Raw genomic sequence first — 18,475 nt, forward strand, 5'->3', positions numbered from 1 at the left:
AATTGACATATTGTTGAAAATGGAATACAATAATCGTATGATAAGTGGAAACGAACCAAACAAAAAATTTTAGGAGGAAGCAGAATGAAGAGAACATGGTGTATGGTTATGGCTTTGGCAGTGGCAGCATCCCTTTGCGCATGTGGCGGAGGCAAACAGTCAGCTCCGGCAACGCAGCAGGTGGTATCTACAGAGGCAAAAACGGAAGCGCCGGCATCAGACGCTGCCACAGAAGCGGCAGCACAGACGGATGGTGATGTGATTGTGCTGAAATATGCGGCTGCAGAGGTTCCGGGGACTCCTGAGAATGATGCAAATTTGAATTTTATAAAAACGATCGAAGAAAAGTCCAATGGTAAGATCAAAGTAGAATATTATCACAGCAGCCAGCTTGGAAACGACAAACAGGTGGTCGTGGCGGCTCTTGGAGGATCGCTTGATATTGTGAAAAGCTCGGCAGGGAATCTGATGGACTATTCTGACGCATTGGCCTTCGCAGATCTTCCGGGATTATTTAAAAGTCAGAAGCATTTGAGGGCAGTATTCCAGAACGAAGCGATCAGGCAGGAGATCAGCGATGCGATTTACAGTGACATTGGCATGGTGCCTGTCAATTTTGATGTGGATGGCGGAGCCGCGAGAGCTCTTTTTTATAACAGAAAAGGTGGAATCGCAAAAGTGCCTTTCGATATGAAGGGCGTTAAACTGAGAACCACCGGATCGGAGATCGAGATGGCGCTGTTCTCCCAGTGGGGGGCATCCTCTGTTCCGATGAACTTTAATGAACTTTATCTGGCCCTGCAGCAGGGGACTGTGGATGGTCTGTACGGACATCCGATCGGCACCTACGGAAACAAGCTGTGTGAAGTGACAAAATACTGTACCGTGATAGATATGTCCTATATTGCATCAGTACAGTTGATGAGTCAGAGCTGTATTGAGAAGCTGGGAGGAGAAGGTTCCGAACTCTATCAGATTGTTATGGATGCGGGGAAAGAACTGGAGCTGTATAAGGATAAACTGATCGAAGAAAAGTTGGGAACTATTATGAATCAGATTCAGACGGATGGCGTTGAGGTTTATGTGCCGGATGATCAGGAAATCGAGCAGTGGAGAGCTACAGGACAGGCTGTCTGGGATGACTATGTGGGGGATGGGAAGATGGTTCCTCAGAAGATCGTAGATGAAGTGGTTGCAGTGGGAACGGATTATTAGGCTTTTTAGGAAGAAGGAGTAGGTATGGAGCAAAGACATGGTCCGTTTTATATGGCATACCGGATTTTTGATAAGATCAGTGAGTTTTTGAATACCATATGCAAAGTGTTTTGTCTTGTTATTGGCAGTGTGCTGGTCATCAATCTTTTTCTTGGAGTATTCACGAGATTTGTGCTCAACGATCCTCTGGATTTTACAGAGGAAATCGCCCGTTTTTGTATGCTGTGGTTTGCATTTATAGGTGGGAGTATTGCCTTGAGGCAGAAGGAGCTGATCTCATTTACGTTTGTCATTGATAAGGTTCCGAGGCCCGTGAGACAGGGGATGAAGATCTTGAATATCATCCTGATAATCGTGTTCCTGGCAGTGTTTCTGTATGTGGGGGCAGACGCCTTGAAGATATACCGGTTTGGCAAGGCTTCTGTCACGAAAATAAACCAGGCATGGACTGCGGCGGGCATTTATGCAGGGGCGGCGGTGATGATGATCCACTGCATTACGGACCTGCTGAAGGAGTTGTATATGATGTCACGGGGGAAAAAATTGGAGTGCAGAGAGGGGGAGGAGCTATGAGCGCCATGTTTCTTTTGTTCGGATCGCTGGCAGTGCTTCTGATATTGGGAACGCCGATCGCATTTTCTATTGGGTTGTCCGTGGTCCTGACCCTGTCGCTGCACGACCAGCTTCCCATGGTGATCCTGTTTCAGCAGACGTATCAGGGGCTGGACAGCTTTACTCTTCTGGCGCTGCCGCTGTTTATTATGGCTGGTGACTTGATGGGCAGGGTGGGGCTGATCGATGATCTGCTGGCGGTATGCGAAGTGCTGCTTGGCCGGGTGAGGGGAAGCCTGGCCCATGCCAATATTCTGGGGTCCATGTTCTTTGCAGGGATATCCGGCTCCGCAACTGCGGATACGGCTGCGATCGGCGGGATATTGATCCCAGCCATGGAGAAGCAGGGATATGACAGCGACTTTGCGGTGGCTGTTACGGCGTCATCGTCCGTGATTGGCCCCATCATACCGCCAAGCATTGGATTTGTATTGTATGGTGCGACCATGATGGTATCGATCTCAGACCTGTTTATTGCCGGCATGGTACCAGGGATCATGCTGGGGATCGCTCTTATGATCCCAACCGCCTATATCAGCCATAAACGGAACTATCCGAAAAGTGATAAAATCTATAGCCCTCAGGATATATTGAGGACTATGATGCGGGCGATCCCGGCAGTGATCATGCCAGTTTTGATCCTGGGTGGAATCCTGGGCGGTATTTTTACGCCGACAGAGGCCGCCGATGTTGCGGTGGTGTATGCGTTGGTTGTTGGAATTTTGTATTACAGATCCTTGAATCTGCGTACGGTGTGTACCTGTATAGTACAGTCAATCATTTCCTGCGGAGCAGTTCTATTGATTGTTGGATTTTCAGGTTGCTTTGGCGCTCTGGTTGCCATGACCCAGGTGCCACAGGCCATAGCCGGGTTCCTGCTGTCGTTTACCTCCAGCAAGATTGTATTATTGCTGCTGATCAATATCTTTTTACTGATCATGGGATGTGTGATGGAGAGCAATGCGATCCTTTTGATCTGTGCGCCCATATTGGCCCCGATCGCAGTGCAGTTTGGAGTAGATCCGGTGCATTTCGGCGTGATCTTTCTACTGAATATTATCATCGGGCTGGCGACGCCGCCGTTTGGAATGTGCCTGTTCATCGCAACCAGCAAGGCCAATGTCACCCTGTCGAAAGCCATGCGGGCAATCATACCATTCTGCCTTGCGGAGATCATTGTACTGTTCCTTGTGACCTATATACCTGAGATATGTCTGTTTTTGCCAGGGCTTTTAAACGGTTAAAAGAAAGGAGCCGGAAATGTATATTCAGTTGGAGAAGGACTTTTACATAGTGGGTGGAGGAGATACCGGACCAGGTATCTCCTCCTACAAAGACTGTAACGTGTATCTGATCGTGAACGGGGAGCAGGGAATTCTGTTTGATGCGGGCAGCGGTCTGGACACAGGCCGCATTTTGAATAATATACAGGAAACGGGGATGCAGTTGTCTGGGATACAGTACCTATTTATTACCCACTGCCATGGAGATCACACGGGAGGAGCTGGGGATATGAAGGAAGCCATGCCCCACGTAACGATCGTTACATCTGAGAAAGAAGCGGAGCTTATGGAACATGGGACGGAAGAACTGCTTGGGCTGACTGCGGCAAAAGTGAAGGGCGCGTATCCTGCGGATTATGTTTTCCGTCATCAGAAAGCGGACCGGACTGTGAGCAACGGGGAGACGATGACCATGTCGGGACTTACACTTGAGGCTGTTGTGGTGCCGGGACACAGTATTGAGTCGGTTTGTTATCAGGTGGACTGGAGGGGAAGGCGGTATCTGTTTTCCGGGGACAGCGTTTATAAAAAAGGAGCGTTGAGCCTGCAGAATTGTTATGGGTCCTCCCTGGAGCAATACAGAACGTATCTGCCAAGGCTTGCGGGACGGAATATAGACGCGTTGATCCCTGCGCATTTTGGTTTTACTTTGACAGGCGGACAGGTGCACATTGATAAAGCGCTGGCGTATTTAAAGAGTTCTGCGCTTCCGCCGATGGTATAGGGGAGGATGGTATATGGAAGAAAAAGTTTCAATCGTTAAGAAAAATGGTAAGTCTGTGTTGGAGACGGTAAAAGAAGCCGTTGATCTTATTGGCGGCATGAGCGCATTTGTAAAGCCGGGGCAGAAGGTCATGCTGAAGCCTAACTGCACAGGGCCTTTAAGCTCGGATGACGGTGCTGTGACCTCCAATGAAGTGATAGAGAGTGTGATAACTCTGGTGAGGGAGGCAGGGGCTGCACAGGTGGATATTGTGGAGGGATCCGGAGCGTTTCATCTGGGGACGAAGCGGATCTATGAGACGCTGGGGGTGGCTGCGCTGGCTAAAAGACTGGATGTCTCTTTGTATGACGTGAATGAGACTGAATTTATTGCAGTCAAGAACAAAGAATTCCGTATGATGGATGAGATAGAACTGGCTAAAATGGTCTGGAAGTATGACGTAATCATCAACATCCCGGTTATGAAGACCCATCCGCTGACGGAGATCACTGTGGCTTACAAGAATATGAACGGCCTGCTGTCTCCCCGTGATAAGCGCAGATTCCATGACTATAATATGCGAAAAGCTATAGTGGACTTGACCACGGCATTACCGCCGTATTTGACAATTGTGGATGGGTTGACGGCGATGGAAGGCCTGGGGCCGCTGGAGGGTACTCCGGTAAAACTGGATATCATCATGGCGGGGAGTTGTCCTGCGGCTGTAGATGCTACAGCCGCCAGAGTGATGGGGTTTGAGGCGGAAAAACTGGAGTACTTAAGGGCGGCAGAAGAAGCTGGGCATGGTTCGGTCCGGGAAGAAGATATCCTGGTTTTGGGTGAAACCATCAGGGATGTGACCTATCCGTTCAAGACAGCGGAACCCGGAAAACGGGAGTATGAAGGCGTCTCTGTTTATGAACTGGAAATGCCTGAAAAATGCTATGGCTGCCGGGCGGTCATGACGATTGCGCTGACCAGGATCAGGGAAGCCGGTCACCTGCCGGGGTTTAAGGGGATGCAAATCTTGATGAACGGGGATGATCCGGGAGAACTGCCGCCGTTAAAAGATGGTGAACATTTATTCTGCCTGGGAAACTGTACAAAAGGCTATTATGAGAAAAATAAAGGCAATGAAAATGTCCATTTTATCATGGGGTGCGCACCGGCCGGCCTTACTACGGAAGAAGCATTCCGGGACTGCTACGGGATCAGCCGGCCGGACAGACATGTCCGCGGGCATGTGGATTAGGAGGAATGTTGGAAATGAGGACTGTATCAGAATTTGAGGAATACCGGAGGCTTCTGCCGGCAGCAGAACGTTATACTTATCTGAATTCGGCAGGGTGCGGACCGCTGCCTAAGCCGGTGATGGAGGGGATGGACCGGGTCTTTCGTTATATGTATGAGGAAGGACAGATCAAGGTACAGGTGCATGATGATCTGTTTGAATACCTGGAACAGGCACGACGGGATGTGGCTGCGTTTATCGGCGCTTCCCCGGAGGAGATATTCTTTGTACGGTGCATCGCGGAAGGCCTGAACACGGTGGATTATATGCTGGATCTTGGTCCGGGGGATGAGGTGCTGGTATCGGACCAGGAAAATCCGGCTTCCCTGCTCCCTTTCTTTGCAGCTGAAAAGATAAGGGGCTTTTACACGGATAAGTTCTGCGCCACAGGCGGCTATGAGGATATCATCGGCCAGTTTGCCGCGGCGTTGGGGGAGAAGACAAAACTGGCAGTGTTCAGTCATGTGCTCCACGCTGTCGGGACATGTATGCCTGTAAAAGAACTCTGCGCCGCTGCCAGGAAAAAGGGGGTACTGACGGCTTTGGACGGAGCACAGGCGGCGGGAAATACCATCATTGATGTGAAGGATATCGGGTGTGATTTCTATATCTTCTCGTGTCATAAATGGTTGTGCGGTCCAGAAGGGATCGCTGCGGTCTACATCCGAAAGGAATTGATCCCGAAGGTCCGTGTACCGTTTGGCGGCGTGGGCATGCAAAAGGAATTCGACATTGATACCAATACGATCAGCCTCAGGGATGATGCGCGCCGCTTTGAATATGGTGGAAAGCATATTCCCATGTATACTGCTTTTTCAACAACGATTGCGCTGGCTGAGGAAATCGGGATGGAACATATCGTGGAGCGTCAGAGGCAGCTTAATGATTATTGCAGGAAGACATTGAAAGAGCGCCTTCCTCAGGCGATGATTCTGTCACCAGAGGATGACCGGTTAAAATGTGGGATTTTTGCATTCTCTCTTCCGGGAACCGATCACCGGAAGCTGGTCCGAGATGCCTTTGCACAACAGGGCATCATCATACAATACCGGACTGTTGATCTAAGATCTAAGAAAGAAGGAATCCGAGTCTCCAACAACTGGTTTGTGAGAGAAGCAGAAATTGATAAGCTGGTTGATTTCCTCTGTGGATATCTCTCGAAAAAGGGGGAATGACGATGCCGGAGGTAATAACCCTGGGTGAGACCATGGCCTGCCTGGTACCGGAGAAGCCAGGGCTGGTGCGTTATGCAAGGAGCTTTGGTATCTGTACGGCAGGAGCAGAGAGCAATGTTGCAGTTGGCTTGAGTAAGCTGGGGCATGAGGCCGGCTGGTGGAGCGTGTTGGGGCAGGATGAACTGGGGGCTATGGTCCAGAACACCATACGTTCTGAAGGCGTGGACACAAGCCAGGTGAAATTTACTGAAGAGAGGCCTACGGGCCTGATGATAAAGCAGTCAAGGATAAACGGGGAGACTGAGGTTTTCTATTACCGCAGCCGGTCTGCGGCCAGCGGGATGCAGCCGGAAGACCTGGATGAAGCTTATATTGGCTCGGCGAAGATCCTGCATCTGACAGGGATCACGCCTGTGCTCAGCCGTTCCGCTATGGAGACGGTGGAGGAGGCCATGAGCATGGCAGAACGTGCTCATACGGCGATCAGTTTTGATCCCAATATAAGAAAAAAACTCTGGAAGTCGCAGGATTACAGCAAGGAGATCCGGGAGATGGCGCTTCGTGCCCAGATTGTGCTGCTGGGCAGAGAAGAAGCGGAGATTCTTTTTGGGACCAGTGAAGAACGGCGGGTTTTTGATATACTCTTTTCTCATGGTAATGCATGTTATGCAGGGATCAAGTATGGATCGCAGGGGGCGTCCGTGGCCACACCGCAGGAACGGGTGACCATACCGCCATATCCATGTACTCCCGTAGATCCGGTCGGTGCGGGTGATGGGTTCCACGCTGCCTTTCTTGCGGGCATCCTGGAGGCAAGACCGTTGAAAGAGTGCGGAGCTATGGCCGGGATCGCAGGTGCGCTTGCGACGGAGAGCAGCTCGGATACGGAGGGATATCCGTCCAGGAAGAGGCTGGAGCAGATTCTCTGTGGAAAAGAATACACATTTCGATGAAAGGAGACGGAATGGAACAGTTATTTAAGAAGCATAAGATCTGCGCCATCCTGCGGGGGCTGCCTGATGAAGTCTGCCTTCCTTATGCGCAGGCGGCGTACAATGGCGGGGTACGGATCTTTGAGGTTGCAATGAATTCAGATCATCCGGCAAGACAGATTGAAATCCTGAAAACTCATCTCGGAAATGATGCGTCCGTTGGAGCTGGGACTGTGACCACTCAGGAACGCTGCAGAGAAGCAGAGTCAGCAGGGGCATCATTTTTTCTGACGCCCTCGGTCTCTGTTCCGGTGCTTGAATACTGCCGTGAACGCCATATCCCGCTGCTGCCTGGAGTGATGACACCCAGCGACGTTTCATTCTGCTTGGAATATGGGTACCGTGTCATGAAACTTTTTCCGGCGGGAGATCTTCCGTTGTCTTATATAAAAAGCCTGAAAGGACCGTTTGATGAGACGGAGTATGTTGCTGTGGGCGGTGTTGGAAAAGAGAATGTTCAGGAATTTCTGAAAAATGGGTTTATTGGGGCAGGTATTGGGAAAGCACTTATTCCAAAGGTTTACAGGGAAAATGGAATGTGGCAGGAAGCGTCTCTCTATATTAAAGAAATGCTTTCTGTGCTGTAATACGAACATCGGCAAATAGTTGAAAAACAGGATGTACGCAATAAAAAGCTTGCATCCTGTTTCTTTTTGTGCTAATATCTTCCACATGAGTACAGATGTACATCAGAGACGAACAATAGGAGAACAGGGAATGGCAGAGGAAAAGAGCAAGTATTTTGTATTAAAGCAGAAAGCAGTGCCGGAAGTACTCTTGAAGGTGGTGGAAGCCAAGAAGCTTCTGGATTCAGAAAAAGTGCTGACTGTGCAGGATGCCACGGAGCGGGTTGGGATCAGCCGCAGCTCTTTTTACAAGTACAAAGACGATATATTTCCATTTTACGATAACGCCAAAGGCAAGACGGTGACATTTGTGGTACAGATGGACGACGAACAGGGGCTTTTATCGGACCTGTTACATATCGTAGCAGTTTATAAGGCGAATATCCTGACTATTCACCAGAGTATTCCGGTCAATGGTGTAGCCACCCTGACCCTTTCTGTGGAAGTTAAATCCAACACTGGCAATGTGTCGCGGATGGTGGAGGAGATCGAGGAGCAGAACGGCATCCACTATGTAAAGATCCTGGCCCGGGAGTAGCGCTTTAAGTCTCTGATTATGAAAAATAAGAAAAAGTGAGGAAGATCATTATGGTACAGGTAGCAATCATGGGATATGGTACGATTGGCTCTGGCGTGGCGGAGATCCTGGAAAAGAACCGGAAGGAGATCGCCCATGGAGCAGGAGCTGATGTAGAGTTGAAATATGTGCTGGATCTGCGGGAGTTCCCGGAGAGTCCGGTGGCGGATAAGCTTGTTCATGATTTTAAGGTCATTGAAGAGGACCCGGAAGTGCAGGTGGTCGTGGAGACCATGGGGGGCTTAAACCCGGCGTATCCGTTTGTTAAAGTGAGCCTGCTTGCGGGCAAGCACGTGGTCACCTCCAACAAAGCGCTGGTGGCGGCTCACGGTACCGAGCTTCTCGCAATCGCCAGGGAGAAGCATGTGAACTTCATGTTTGAGGCCAGCGTAGGCGGCGGGATTCCGATCATCCGTCCGCTGTATACCAGTTTAAAGGGAGAGCGGATCCAGGAGATCACCGGCATTTTAAATGGAACCACCAACTATATCCTGACGAAGATGGACAAAGAAGGCGCGTCCTTTGAAAATGCGCTGAAGGAAGCTCAGAGGTTAGGCTATGCAGAGCGCAATCCGGAGGCGGATGTGGAAGGCCATGACGCCTGCCGCAAGATTGCGATCCTGACGGCTATGGCTACCGGAAGAGAAGTGAATTACGAGGATATTTACACCGAGGGTATTACGAAGATCACGGATGTGGATTTCCGTTATGCGGAAAAGATGGGGGCATCGGTCAAGCTGTTCGGCTCAAGCAGGATGGATGGGGAGGAAGTCCACGCCTGGGTGGCTCCGGTAATGATCGGGAAGGATCATCCTCTCTATATGGTAAGTGATGTGTTCAATGGAATCCTGGTAAAGGGCAATATGCTTGGTACGTCCATGTTCTACGGAAGCGGCGCGGGCAAACTGCCGACAGCCAGCGCGGTTGTAGCGGATATCATCGAGTCTGCACAGAACCTGGATCAGAATGTGCAGCTGGGCTGGAATGAGAAACGTCTTGAGATTGCAGATATGGACACCTCAGAGTTCTGTTATTTTGTACGGATCGCCGGGAATGATGCAGAAAAACAGGCTCAGGCGGAACGGACGTTCGGACCATTGAAGGTGATCGTGCTGGATGGACTGGATGAGTTTGCAGTTCTGACGGAGAAGATGAGCGAGGCGGAATTTAAAAAGAAGGCTACAGAGCTTGACACGGTATGGATGGCAGCGGGCGGCGACGGTATCCGCCAGATGATCCGTGCAGAGCTGTAGGCAGCTGCAGTCAGTGAGGCGGGACTTACTATGATGACAGCGGTGATACATGTAAAAGAGATTATGTACGGCTTGTTCCACATGCCCTGCCTGTTCCAGCTGCTGACAGGCCTGTATTGTCCCGGCTGCGGTGGAACGAGGGCGGCTGTATATCTGTTGAGAGGGCAGGTGCTGCAGAGCATGGTGTACCATCCCCTGGTCCTTTATACGGTGCTTGTGGTGGCGGCGGAGACCGGATCTGCCTTTGTTGCTAAAAGGACGGGAAAGCCGGGCCGCTATCTGGGGCATGAGACATTGTTCATCTATATCGGGGCCGGGATTATCCTGGTGAACTGGGTTGTAAAGAATGTGCTTCTGATTGGATTTGGGATTGATCTGCTGGCGGTTCCGCTGGTGTGAAAAGAGAAAAACAAAATGCCGCTGTTATCTTAGCAGCGGCATATTTCCTGTCAATTTATTCACTTTTTTCTTCGCTCCGCAGATTGCAATCCCAAAGTAATTGAGATCCGCCTCGGGCACCTGTCTCATTTCTTCGATAAACTGGTCATATACGTTGCAGCCCTGCGCCACATCTGAAAAATCCACCACGGTCAGATCTGAAAAATCCGGCTCATAGAGTTTCTGGCGGATGGATTTGATGATCCCGGCATTCCCTTTCAGCACGGGAACGGGGATTGCGATGATTCCTAAGTGCTCCTTGCCTGTCTTGTCATAGACGTCCTCGCCTACCGTCTCAGGAAGTTTTTTTCCCAGAGTGATACCCATGATGGCGGCAGTATTTGCGATCATTCCCAGAGGCAGGGCCTCATCGATCACCATCACACATTTTTCATTTTGTAAATCCATTTTCCAATCATCCTTCCCTGTTCTTTTCTCGTCCCGACTGGGCTGGCTTTTATTGTACCGCCGGGATTTTGAAAAGTCTTGTAAGATATCTTCAAATTTTTCTTAAGTTTCCATATTTTGCAGCGGCGGCAGGCGGGGAATCGGACAGCAGGGTTTTGGTTCCGGTTTCGGTCTAAGAAGATGTAAGTCCTCAGAATTTTCTTAAAAACCTGCCAGTGGAAGGGGCAACTCGCTAACGCTCAGACAACCCCTTCCGCTGTCAGAACAGAAAATCCTGAGGGCTAACACCTTCTAAAGACCTGCAAAGTCACCAAAACCCTGCTGTCCGATTCCCCGCCTGCCGCCGCTGCAAAATGTGGAAACTTAAGTCAATTTTTTTGTTGTGGTGCGTTTTTTATTCTGATATAATAAAAACAGGCAGATTTTCTAAATTCATTTGTCCGGAGCAGCGCTTTCGGGCATCGAAGCATCATCTCTGATATCTTCTCGGAAAATTCTTGCTTACATTCACACTATTGAGCAGGAGTTTTCAAAGCAGAAGAAACCTCCTGCGACAATTACATAAGGAGGTTTTTAATGAGTGAAATGCTGAAGAAACGTACGTCCGGAGAAAAGGACCGGACGGAAAAGTATCTGGAGGCTTACCCGGATGTTTTTGCCGACATCACAAACGTTCTGATCGTGGGAAAGAGCGTGGTACAGCCAAAGGATTTAAAGGATGGTCCCACCGAGTCCGTCTACAAGGCGGAACATCAGGATGGCCTGCGGGAACAGCGGCGGGACATTGCAAAGTATGTGGAGAGGGCAGGCGTGGGGATCATACTGATTGGATTGGAGAATCAATCCACAGTAGATTGCGATATGGTATTCCGCGTTATGGGATACGACTATGCCTCCTATCGCGGACAGATCGATGCTGGAAAACACCGTTTTCCTGTGATCACCGGGATTCTGTACTATGGAGACCGCCCATGGCGCGCACCCTGTACCATTGGGGAAGCTGTGAAGGTCCCGGAAGAATATCAGGAGATGTTTTCAGATTACCGGATTCATGTGATTGATGTTCCGCGTCTCCCGGAGGAGGTGCGAGAAAAGCTGACCAGTGACTTCAGGGTGGTGGCAGATTACTTTGCAGGACGAAAGAATGAGGACTATGTCCCAATTGACCAGCCTTTGAAGCATCCGGAAGCGATGCTGGAATTCTTACGGGTGTTCGCAGGGGACGAGAGATATGAGCAGATAGAAGAAGAGATTGCTGAGCAGAGCAGGAAAGGAGAGCCAGTCAGAATGTGTGAGGTGTTAGACAGGGCAGAGCGTAGAGGGATTGAGCAAGGAATTGACAGTATTTTGCAGCTTATGAATCTGATGGAACAGGGCGGCGACGGCGACAGGGTTTTACTCCTGCAAAAAGATCCGAAGTTCTTAAAAGAGATGTGTGACAAGTACAATATAAAAATCTGATATGCCAGGCAAAACTGCCGCCGGTTTTCACGCTGGCGGCAGTTTTGAACAATTCCAAGGTCTATTCCACAGGTGTTCCCAACAGCTGATTGAGTACGTCCTGGGACTGGCGGAACACTTCCTTCACCATGGAGGCATTGTTGGGATCGGCCATAAGATCCATCGCCCAGATATACTGAATGAATATGAGGATGCTTAAGACAATGGACACAATGCCCATGACCATTCCAATGACCGCAGGTACCGCCATTGGTTTTCCGTTTTTGGAAAGCCAGGAGAGCATAACGGCGGCTGCACCGAATACCAGCTGTACGGGCGGACTGCAGCAGGATGACAGTGCGAAAAGGCCAGCCGCAATACTGAAAACAGCGAGATTATCATAAAGAGACTTTTTCTGTCCCGGTTTTTGTTCCATGAGGTTTCCTCCGATGTAAACAATAGTATAAATACGCTACAGTGTACCATTGTAACATGAAAAGACAGGAAACTCAAGGGAACTTGCATAAGCGGGAAGAATGGATTATACTGTTTGGGTAGGCAGCGGATGCTGCAGATCAACCAGGAGGAGAATGCAGAAAGATGGACATAATCAAAGTATTGCAGCAGGAGCTGCAGATTGCATATAAGCAGGCCGAGGCGGCGGTGCAGCTCATCGACGAGGGCAACACGATCCCGTTCATTGCCCGTTACCGCAAGGAGGTCACCGGTTCCCTGGACGATGAAGTCCTGAGAAACTTAGATGAACGCCTCCGGTATCTCCGGAATCTGGAGGAGAAAAAAGAGCAGGTGCTTGCATCCATCCGGGAGCAGGAAAAACTGACGCCGGAGCTGGAGAAGCAGATCCTGGATGCTATGACTATGGTTGCGGTTGATGATCTGTACCGCCCGTACCGTCCGAAACGCCGCACCAGGGCCATGATCGCGAAGGAGCGCGGGCTGGAGCCGCTGGCGGACCTGATCAGCCTCCAGATGACAAAAGAACCGGTGGAGAAGCTGGCAGAGGACTATGTGTCAGCGGAAAAGGAAGTCCTCACGGCGGAGGACGCGGTTGCAGGGGCGAAGGATATCCTGGCGGAGCGGATTTCCGACAATGCGGATTACCGGACTTATATCCGGAAGGCGACCATGGAGCAGGGGATGATCCGGTCCTCTGCGAAGGATGAGAAGCAGGAATCCGTCTATGAGATGTATTATAATTATGAGGAGCCGGTGAAGCGCTGCGCCGGTCACCGCGTTCTCGCACTGAACCGGGGAGAAAAGGAAAAACTACTTACGGTAAAGGTGGAGGCGCCGGAGGAGACGATCCTCCGCTATCTTGAGAAAAAGACCATCACCCGGGACAACCCTTATACGGGGCCTGTCTTAAAGGAGGTAGTGGCAGACAGCTACGCCCGCCTGATCGCGCCAGCCATCGAGCGGGAGGTGCGCAATGATCTGACAGAGAAAGCTGAGGCCGGCGCCATCAAGGTGTTTGGCAAGAATTTGGAGCAGCTTCTGATGCAGCCCCCGATCACGGGAAAGGTTGTACTTGGATGGGACCCGGCCTTTCGGACCGGCTGTAAGCTGGCAGTGGTGGACGCCACTGGAAAGGTTCTGGATACGGTGGTGATCTATCCGACCGCGCCCCAGAACAAGGTGGAGGAGTCCAAAGCCATCCTCAAAAAGCTGATCAAAAAATATCATATTTCCCTGATCTCTGTCGGAAACGGCACGGCTTCCAGGGAATCGGAGATGATCATTGTGGAGCTGTTAAAAGAGATCCCGGAACAGGTGCAGTATGTGATCGTCAACGAGGCGGGGGCGTCGGTATATTCTGCAAGCAAGCTGGCTACGGAGGAGTTCCCCAACTTTGACGTGGGGCAGAGGAGCGCCGCTTCCATCGCCAGAAGGCTCCAGGATCCGCTGGCAGAACTGGTGAAGATCGATCCCAAGTCGATCGGCGTTGGCCAGTACCAGCATGACATGAACCAGAAGAATCTGAGCGAGGCCCTTCAGGGCGTGGTGGAGTCTTCTGTAAACCGGGTCGGCGTGGATTTGAATACGGCTTCCGCGTCCCTGCTGGAATACATTGCCGGTATCAGCAAGGCCATCGCGAAAAATATCGTGGCCTACCGGGAGGAAAACGGTGCATTTACGGACAGGAAGCAGCTTCTCAAAGTGGCGAAGCTGGGACCGAAGGCGTATGAGCAGTGCGCCGGTTTTACAAGGATCACCGGGGGGAAGAATCCTCTTGACGGAACTTCGGTCCATCCGGAGAGCTACGGGGCTGCGCTGGCTCTGCTTGAGAAGCTGGGCTGTCGTCCGGAGGACATCGCAAAGGGCGGCCTTGCCGGGCTGGGCAAAAAGATCCATGATTACAAAAAAACGGCGGCGGAGCTGAATGTAGGCGAGATCACACTGCGGGATATTGTAAAAGAGCTGGAGAAACCGGCCCGGGACCCGCGTGAGGAGATGCCAAAACCAATCCTGCGGACGGATGTGCTGGAGATGAAGGACCTAACTCCCGGGATGCTCCTGAAAGGGACTGTGCGCAACGTCATTGATTTTGGCGCATTTGTGGACATCGGAGTCCATCAGGATGGGCTGGTGCACATATCCCAGATGACAGACAAGTATATCAAACATCCCATGGAGGTAGTGAGCGTCGGCGATATCGTGGAGGTGAAGGTGCTGAGCGTGGACCTGGCAAAAAAACGGATCGCGCTTACCATGAAATTGTGATGGCAGGGATGATAAAATGAAAACGGAGGACAGGATGGAACCGAGTGTGGAAAAAAAGAAAGGCGCGGAACTGCAATTCGAATTGAAATTGACGGTGAAGGATCTGTGGACATTCTCCATGTATCATGACAATGCCGGGTTCCGCGGTATTTTTAATCTGTTGTTTACGGCAGCAGCTCTGTTTCTGCTGGTGTTTAAGTGGGGGAGCCTGCCGGTTTCCTCGCGGCTTCTGCTGGTGCTCTGCGTGCTGCTTTTTACAGTGTGGCAGCCATTACTCGTATATATCAAGGCCAGGAGGCAGGCAAAGGCCCCGGTGATCCGGGATGTGATGACCCTGACCTTTGGGGAAGAGGGGCTTACGGTGGAGCAGAGCGGACAGACGGCGGAGTTTACCTGGGATCAGATGGGGCGGATGGACAAGATGCCGTCGATGATCGTGCTGTATATGGACCGGGTGCATGCGTACCTGCTTCCGAAGTCTGTGACAGGGGATCAGGAAGAGGCGCTGTGCAAGATGGCGCGGGAGCATTTGCCGAAGGAGAGGCGCCGGAAGATTTAGGACAGTGAGAGAAAATGGAGAGAACAGGATGGAGAGAATAACGAGCAGCCCTGAGGAAACCTTTGCCCTTGGCAGAGAGCTTGGGCAGCAGGCGTCTCCCGGGCAGATTTACTGCCTCGACGGGGATTTGGGCGTAGGAAAGACCGTATTTACTCAGGGCTTTGCTGCTGGGCTTGGCATAGAAGGGCCGGTAAACAGCCCTACGTTTACGATCGTCCAGCAGTATGACGACGGACGCCTGCCCCTATATCATTTTGATGTGTACCGGATCGGGGATGTCAGTGAGATGGATGAGATCGGTTATGAGGACTGTTTTTATGGGGATGGTGTTTGCCTGATCGAGTGGTCCCAGCTGATCCCGGAGATTTTGCCGGAGCATGTGGTCCGCATCCGGATCGAGAAAGATCTGGACAAGGGCTTTGACTACCGGAAGGTCACGGTAGAAGGTCTTTTGGCGGAGAATGTTTTGCCGAAAGGACTTTGGGAGCAATAAAATGTCAGAGAGAGGAAGGATAAACAGGAATGCGGATTTTAGGGATTGAGAGTTCATCGCTGGTGGCGTCGGTGGCGGTTGTGACGGACGATGACCTGACAGCAGAGTATACAGTGAATTTTAAAAAGACCCATTCCCAGACACTGCTGCCCATGATCGATGAGGTAGTGCGGATGCTGGAACTGGATCTCCAGACGATAGATGCCATTGCGGTTTCTGGAGGCCCCGGCTCCTTCACGGGGCTGCGTATCGGCTCTGCTACCGCCAAAGGCTTAGGGCTGGCTCTTGATAAGTCGCTGGTCCACGTACCGACGGTGGATGCCATGGCCTTTAATCTGTTCGGGGCTTCGTCGGTGATCTGCCCCATTATGGACGCCAGGCGGAATCAGGTATATACGGGATTATATGAGTATCAGAAGGACTTCCGGGTCGTGAAACCCCAGTGCGCCATGGATATCAGGGAATTGCTGGAAGAACTCAATGAGATGCGTCGGAATGTGATCTTTTTGGGGGATGGGGTGCCTGTCTATAAGCCGGTCATAGAAGAGCTTATGACGGTTGAGTATTCGTTTGCCCCTGCCCAGTCGAGCCGTCAGCGCGCCGCCAGTGTAGCAGCCCTGGGAGCGGTTTATTTTGCGGAAGGAAAGGTGGAAACAGCCATGGACCATGCCCCCGATTATCTGCGGAAGGCACAGGCTGAGCGGGAGCTTGAGGAAGCGAAGCGGCAGGGGAAGATGAGTGAGCTTGCAGCCGGTCACAGCGTTGGGACCGGGGACACAGAAGTTGATCCTGCAAAGACCGCCACAGCCGCGGACGCTGCTCCCGGTCGTGCACCGAAGGAGACATGCTGATGATCCGTCTGATGAAAGCTGCTGACTTGGAGCAGGTGGCAGAGCTTGAAAAGATCTGCTTTACGGAGAGCTGGTCCTATGGAATTTTGGAGGCCGGGATTCACAGCCCTTTTGACGTGTATTATGTATACGAACAGAATGGGCAGATCCTGGGGTATTGTAACCTGCGCTTGCTGGCAGGGGAGGGGGAGGTACAGCGGATCGCTGTCCTTCCTGAATACCGCCGCATGGGACTGGCGAGAAAAATGATGGAGATTATGGTGGATTATGCCAGAGAGAACCATGCTCTGTCTGTCAGCCTGGAAGTGCGTGCAGGCAATCTTCCGGCCAGGAACCTTTATGAAACCTATGGTTTTACAGCGGAAGCGGTGCGCAAGGGCTATTACCGCAATCCGTCCGAGGATGCCATCATCATGTGGAAGCGGGATCTGTAAAGGCCTGCATACAACATTTACCACTTAAAAATCGTCACGTTTGCGATTATAATGTAGGGGTATCCGCCAAGGTGGGTATCCCTATATTGGTTATGAGGCAACATGAAAAAAGAAAGGCGAGAATAAGATGAGAAAATACAAAAGCAGCGGAGTGCTTGAAACAGTGATCTGTAATTGTTGTGGAAAAAAGATGATAGTGGAAAATGGAATCCTGCGGGAAGGGGCATTCCCAGTGAACCATTCATGGGACTTCTTTTCTGAAAAAGACGGGGAGACACATCGATGGGATCTGTGCGAGGAATGTTATGATACGGTGGTCGGCCAATTTTTGATTGAGCCGGAAGTGGAGGAACAGGTTGAATTCATCTGACGTGTGTGTTATCATTTGGTAAGATGTGGTATGGCGCCTGCCAGGCGTAGCCGCAGCAAATGTTAGAAGTGAGGACAACACATTTATGTTAGATATCTGTTTATTGGGAACTGGTGGAATGATGCCGCTGCCTTACCGCTGGCTGACAGCGATGATGGCGCGGTGTGATGGGAGCAGCCTGCTGATCGACTGTGGGGAGGGGACCCAGGTGGCGCTCAAGGAAAAGGGATGGAGCCCGAAGCCCATCGACGTGATCTGCTTTACCCATTATCATGCGGATCATATCAGCGGCCTTCCAGGCCTTCTCCTGACCATGGGGAATGCAGAGCGGACGGAGCCGCTGACGCTGATCGGCCCGAAGGGACTGGAACGGGTGGTTACTGCGCTGCGCACGATCGCGCCGGAGCTGCCGTTTCCTCTGCAGTTTATAGAGCTGGATGAGAGCAGGCACCAGATGAAGCTGGGACCTTACGTGATCGACGCTTACCGGGTGAACCATAACGTGGTATGTTATGGCTATTCCATTTCCATCCCGCGAGCAGGCCGGTTTGATGTGGAGCGGGCGAAAGAGCAGGGAGTGCCGATGAAGGCATGGAGCCGTCTGCAGAAGGGCGAGACCCTGGAGGTGGAAGGAACGGTATATACCCCGGACATGGTGCTGGGACCGGACAGGCGGGGGCTGAAGGTGACGTACTGCACCGATACCAGGCCGGTGCCGGTGATCGCAGAATATGCCAGGGACGCAGACCTGTTTATCTGCGAAGGGATGTACGGTGAGGACGGCAAGGAAGCAAAGGCGCGGGAGTACCGGCATATGACCATGTACGAGGCGGCGGAGCTGGCAAAGAAGGCTCAGCCCCAGGAGATGTGGCTGACTCATTACAGCCCGTCCCTGACCAGGCCGGACGAATTCATTGATAAGGTGCGGAAGATATTTCCACGGGCGAAGGCGGCGAGGGACGGATGGACCATGGAGCTGACCTTTGACGAGGAGGAGACGCCGTAACACAGAT

General features: G+C 51.4%; 21 protein-coding genes. 19 read left to right on the top strand and 2 right to left on the bottom strand.

Annotation, left to right across the window (positions count from 1 at the left end):
• Window positions 1-84: 84 nt before the first annotated feature.
• The 11 genes from AB1I67_RS09245 to AB1I67_RS09295 all read left to right on the top strand — a co-directional run bounded on the left by AB1I67_RS09245 (window position 85) and on the right by AB1I67_RS09295 (window position 10,126).
• Entirely contained in the window at window positions 85-1,215 is a 1,131-nt protein-coding gene (locus AB1I67_RS09245; RefSeq protein WP_367029592.1) for a TRAP transporter substrate-binding protein, read from the top strand.
• 24 nt (window positions 1,216-1,239) lie between these two features.
• Window positions 1,240-1,788 carry a TRAP transporter small permease gene (locus AB1I67_RS09250; protein WP_367029593.1) on the top strand — a complete coding sequence of 183 codons (549 nt, stop codon included), beginning with the start codon at window positions 1,240-1,242 and terminating at the stop codon, window positions 1,786-1,788.
• The gene (locus AB1I67_RS09255) at window positions 1,785-3,071 is read left to right on the top strand and encodes a TRAP transporter large permease (protein WP_367029594.1); all 1,287 of its coding nucleotides are present in this window, start codon (window positions 1,785-1,787) and stop codon (window positions 3,069-3,071) included. Before AB1I67_RS09250 ends, AB1I67_RS09255 begins: the two co-directional genes overlap by 4 nt.
• Window positions 3,072-3,087: 16 nt before the next feature.
• Window positions 3,088-3,834 (top strand): MBL fold metallo-hydrolase, encoded by a 747-nt coding sequence (locus tag AB1I67_RS09260; RefSeq protein ID WP_367029595.1) that lies wholly within the window; start codon window positions 3,088-3,090, stop codon window positions 3,832-3,834.
• 13 nt (window positions 3,835-3,847) lie between these two features.
• A complete protein-coding gene (locus AB1I67_RS09265) occupies window positions 3,848-5,065 on the top strand; it encodes a DUF362 domain-containing protein (protein ID WP_367029596.1) in 1,218 nt (405 codons plus the stop codon).
• Between the two features lie 14 nt (window positions 5,066-5,079).
• On the top strand, window positions 5,080-6,279 hold the full coding sequence (locus AB1I67_RS09270; protein ID WP_367029597.1) for an aminotransferase class V-fold PLP-dependent enzyme: 1,200 nt from the start codon (window positions 5,080-5,082) through the stop codon (window positions 6,277-6,279).
• A 2-nt stretch (window positions 6,280-6,281) separates the two neighbouring features.
• On the top strand, window positions 6,282-7,232 hold the full coding sequence (locus AB1I67_RS09275; RefSeq protein ID WP_367029598.1) for a sugar kinase: 951 nt from the start codon (window positions 6,282-6,284) through the stop codon (window positions 7,230-7,232).
• 11 nt (window positions 7,233-7,243) lie between these two features.
• Complete coding sequence (locus tag AB1I67_RS09280) at window positions 7,244-7,858, top strand: bifunctional 4-hydroxy-2-oxoglutarate aldolase/2-dehydro-3-deoxy-phosphogluconate aldolase (protein WP_367029599.1); 615 nt, start codon at window positions 7,244-7,246, stop codon at window positions 7,856-7,858.
• Window positions 7,859-7,988: 130 nt separating this feature from the next.
• Window positions 7,989-8,435, top strand: a complete 447-nt coding sequence (locus tag AB1I67_RS09285) for an ACT domain-containing protein (protein WP_367029600.1) — start codon at window positions 7,989-7,991, stop codon at window positions 8,433-8,435.
• A 50-nt stretch (window positions 8,436-8,485) separates the two neighbouring features.
• Window positions 8,486-9,727, top strand: a complete 1,242-nt coding sequence (locus AB1I67_RS09290; RefSeq protein WP_367029601.1) for a homoserine dehydrogenase — start codon at window positions 8,486-8,488, stop codon at window positions 9,725-9,727.
• Window positions 9,728-9,757: 30 nt separating this feature from the next.
• Entirely contained in the window at window positions 9,758-10,126 is a 369-nt protein-coding gene (locus tag AB1I67_RS09295; RefSeq protein ID WP_367029602.1) for a DUF2752 domain-containing protein, read from the top strand.
• 24 nt (window positions 10,127-10,150) lie between these two features.
• Here the strand turns inward: AB1I67_RS09295 and AB1I67_RS09300 are convergent, their stop codons facing one another.
• Window positions 10,151-10,573, bottom strand: a complete 423-nt coding sequence (locus AB1I67_RS09300) for a DUF2000 domain-containing protein (RefSeq protein WP_367029603.1) — start codon at window positions 10,571-10,573, stop codon at window positions 10,151-10,153.
• A 576-nt stretch (window positions 10,574-11,149) separates the two neighbouring features.
• Between AB1I67_RS09300 and AB1I67_RS09305 the strand changes: the two genes are divergently transcribed.
• Entirely contained in the window at window positions 11,150-12,034 is an 885-nt protein-coding gene (locus AB1I67_RS09305; RefSeq protein ID WP_367029604.1) for an Rpn family recombination-promoting nuclease/putative transposase, read from the top strand.
• A gap of 61 nt (window positions 12,035-12,095) precedes the next feature.
• Here AB1I67_RS09305 and AB1I67_RS09310 read toward each other — a convergent pair whose 3' ends face one another.
• Window positions 12,096-12,449: a hypothetical protein gene (locus AB1I67_RS09310; protein ID WP_367029605.1), complete on the bottom strand. Its 354-nt coding sequence runs from the start codon at window positions 12,447-12,449 to the stop codon at window positions 12,096-12,098.
• 164 nt (window positions 12,450-12,613) lie between these two features.
• On the opposite strand from AB1I67_RS09310, the gene AB1I67_RS09315 reads away from it, so the two are divergent.
• From AB1I67_RS09315 to AB1I67_RS09345, 7 genes are all read left to right on the top strand, one after another.
• Window positions 12,614-14,755 carry a Tex family protein gene (locus AB1I67_RS09315; RefSeq protein WP_367029606.1) on the top strand — a complete coding sequence of 714 codons (2,142 nt, stop codon included), beginning with the start codon at window positions 12,614-12,616 and terminating at the stop codon, window positions 14,753-14,755.
• A 46-nt stretch (window positions 14,756-14,801) separates the two neighbouring features.
• Entirely contained in the window at window positions 14,802-15,314 is a 513-nt protein-coding gene (locus AB1I67_RS09320) for a YcxB family protein (protein ID WP_367029607.1), read from the top strand.
• 28 nt (window positions 15,315-15,342) lie between these two features.
• The gene (gene tsaE, locus AB1I67_RS09325) at window positions 15,343-15,807 is read left to right on the top strand and encodes a tRNA (adenosine(37)-N6)-threonylcarbamoyltransferase complex ATPase subunit type 1 TsaE (protein ID WP_367029608.1); all 465 of its coding nucleotides are present in this window, start codon (window positions 15,343-15,345) and stop codon (window positions 15,805-15,807) included.
• Between the two features lie 29 nt (window positions 15,808-15,836).
• Window positions 15,837-16,658 carry a tRNA (adenosine(37)-N6)-threonylcarbamoyltransferase complex dimerization subunit type 1 TsaB gene (gene tsaB, locus AB1I67_RS09330; RefSeq protein WP_367029609.1) on the top strand — a complete coding sequence of 274 codons (822 nt, stop codon included), beginning with the start codon at window positions 15,837-15,839 and terminating at the stop codon, window positions 16,656-16,658.
• Complete coding sequence (gene rimI / locus AB1I67_RS09335; protein ID WP_367029610.1) at window positions 16,658-17,092, top strand: ribosomal protein S18-alanine N-acetyltransferase; 435 nt, start codon at window positions 16,658-16,660, stop codon at window positions 17,090-17,092. Before tsaB ends, rimI begins: the two co-directional genes overlap by 1 nt.
• Before the next feature lie 127 nt (window positions 17,093-17,219).
• Window positions 17,220-17,462, top strand: coding sequence for a hypothetical protein (locus tag AB1I67_RS09340; protein WP_367029611.1), 243 nt, complete (start codon window positions 17,220-17,222; stop codon window positions 17,460-17,462).
• 85 nt (window positions 17,463-17,547) lie between these two features.
• Window positions 17,548-18,468, top strand: coding sequence for a ribonuclease Z (locus AB1I67_RS09345; protein WP_367029612.1), 921 nt, complete (start codon window positions 17,548-17,550; stop codon window positions 18,466-18,468).
• Window positions 18,469-18,475: the final 7 nt, after the last annotated feature.

Origin of the sequence: Clostridium sp. AN503, assembly GCF_040719375.1 — a bacterium.
In the GTDB taxonomy this organism is placed as follows: domain Bacteria; phylum Bacillota; class Clostridia; order Lachnospirales; family Lachnospiraceae; genus Brotaphodocola.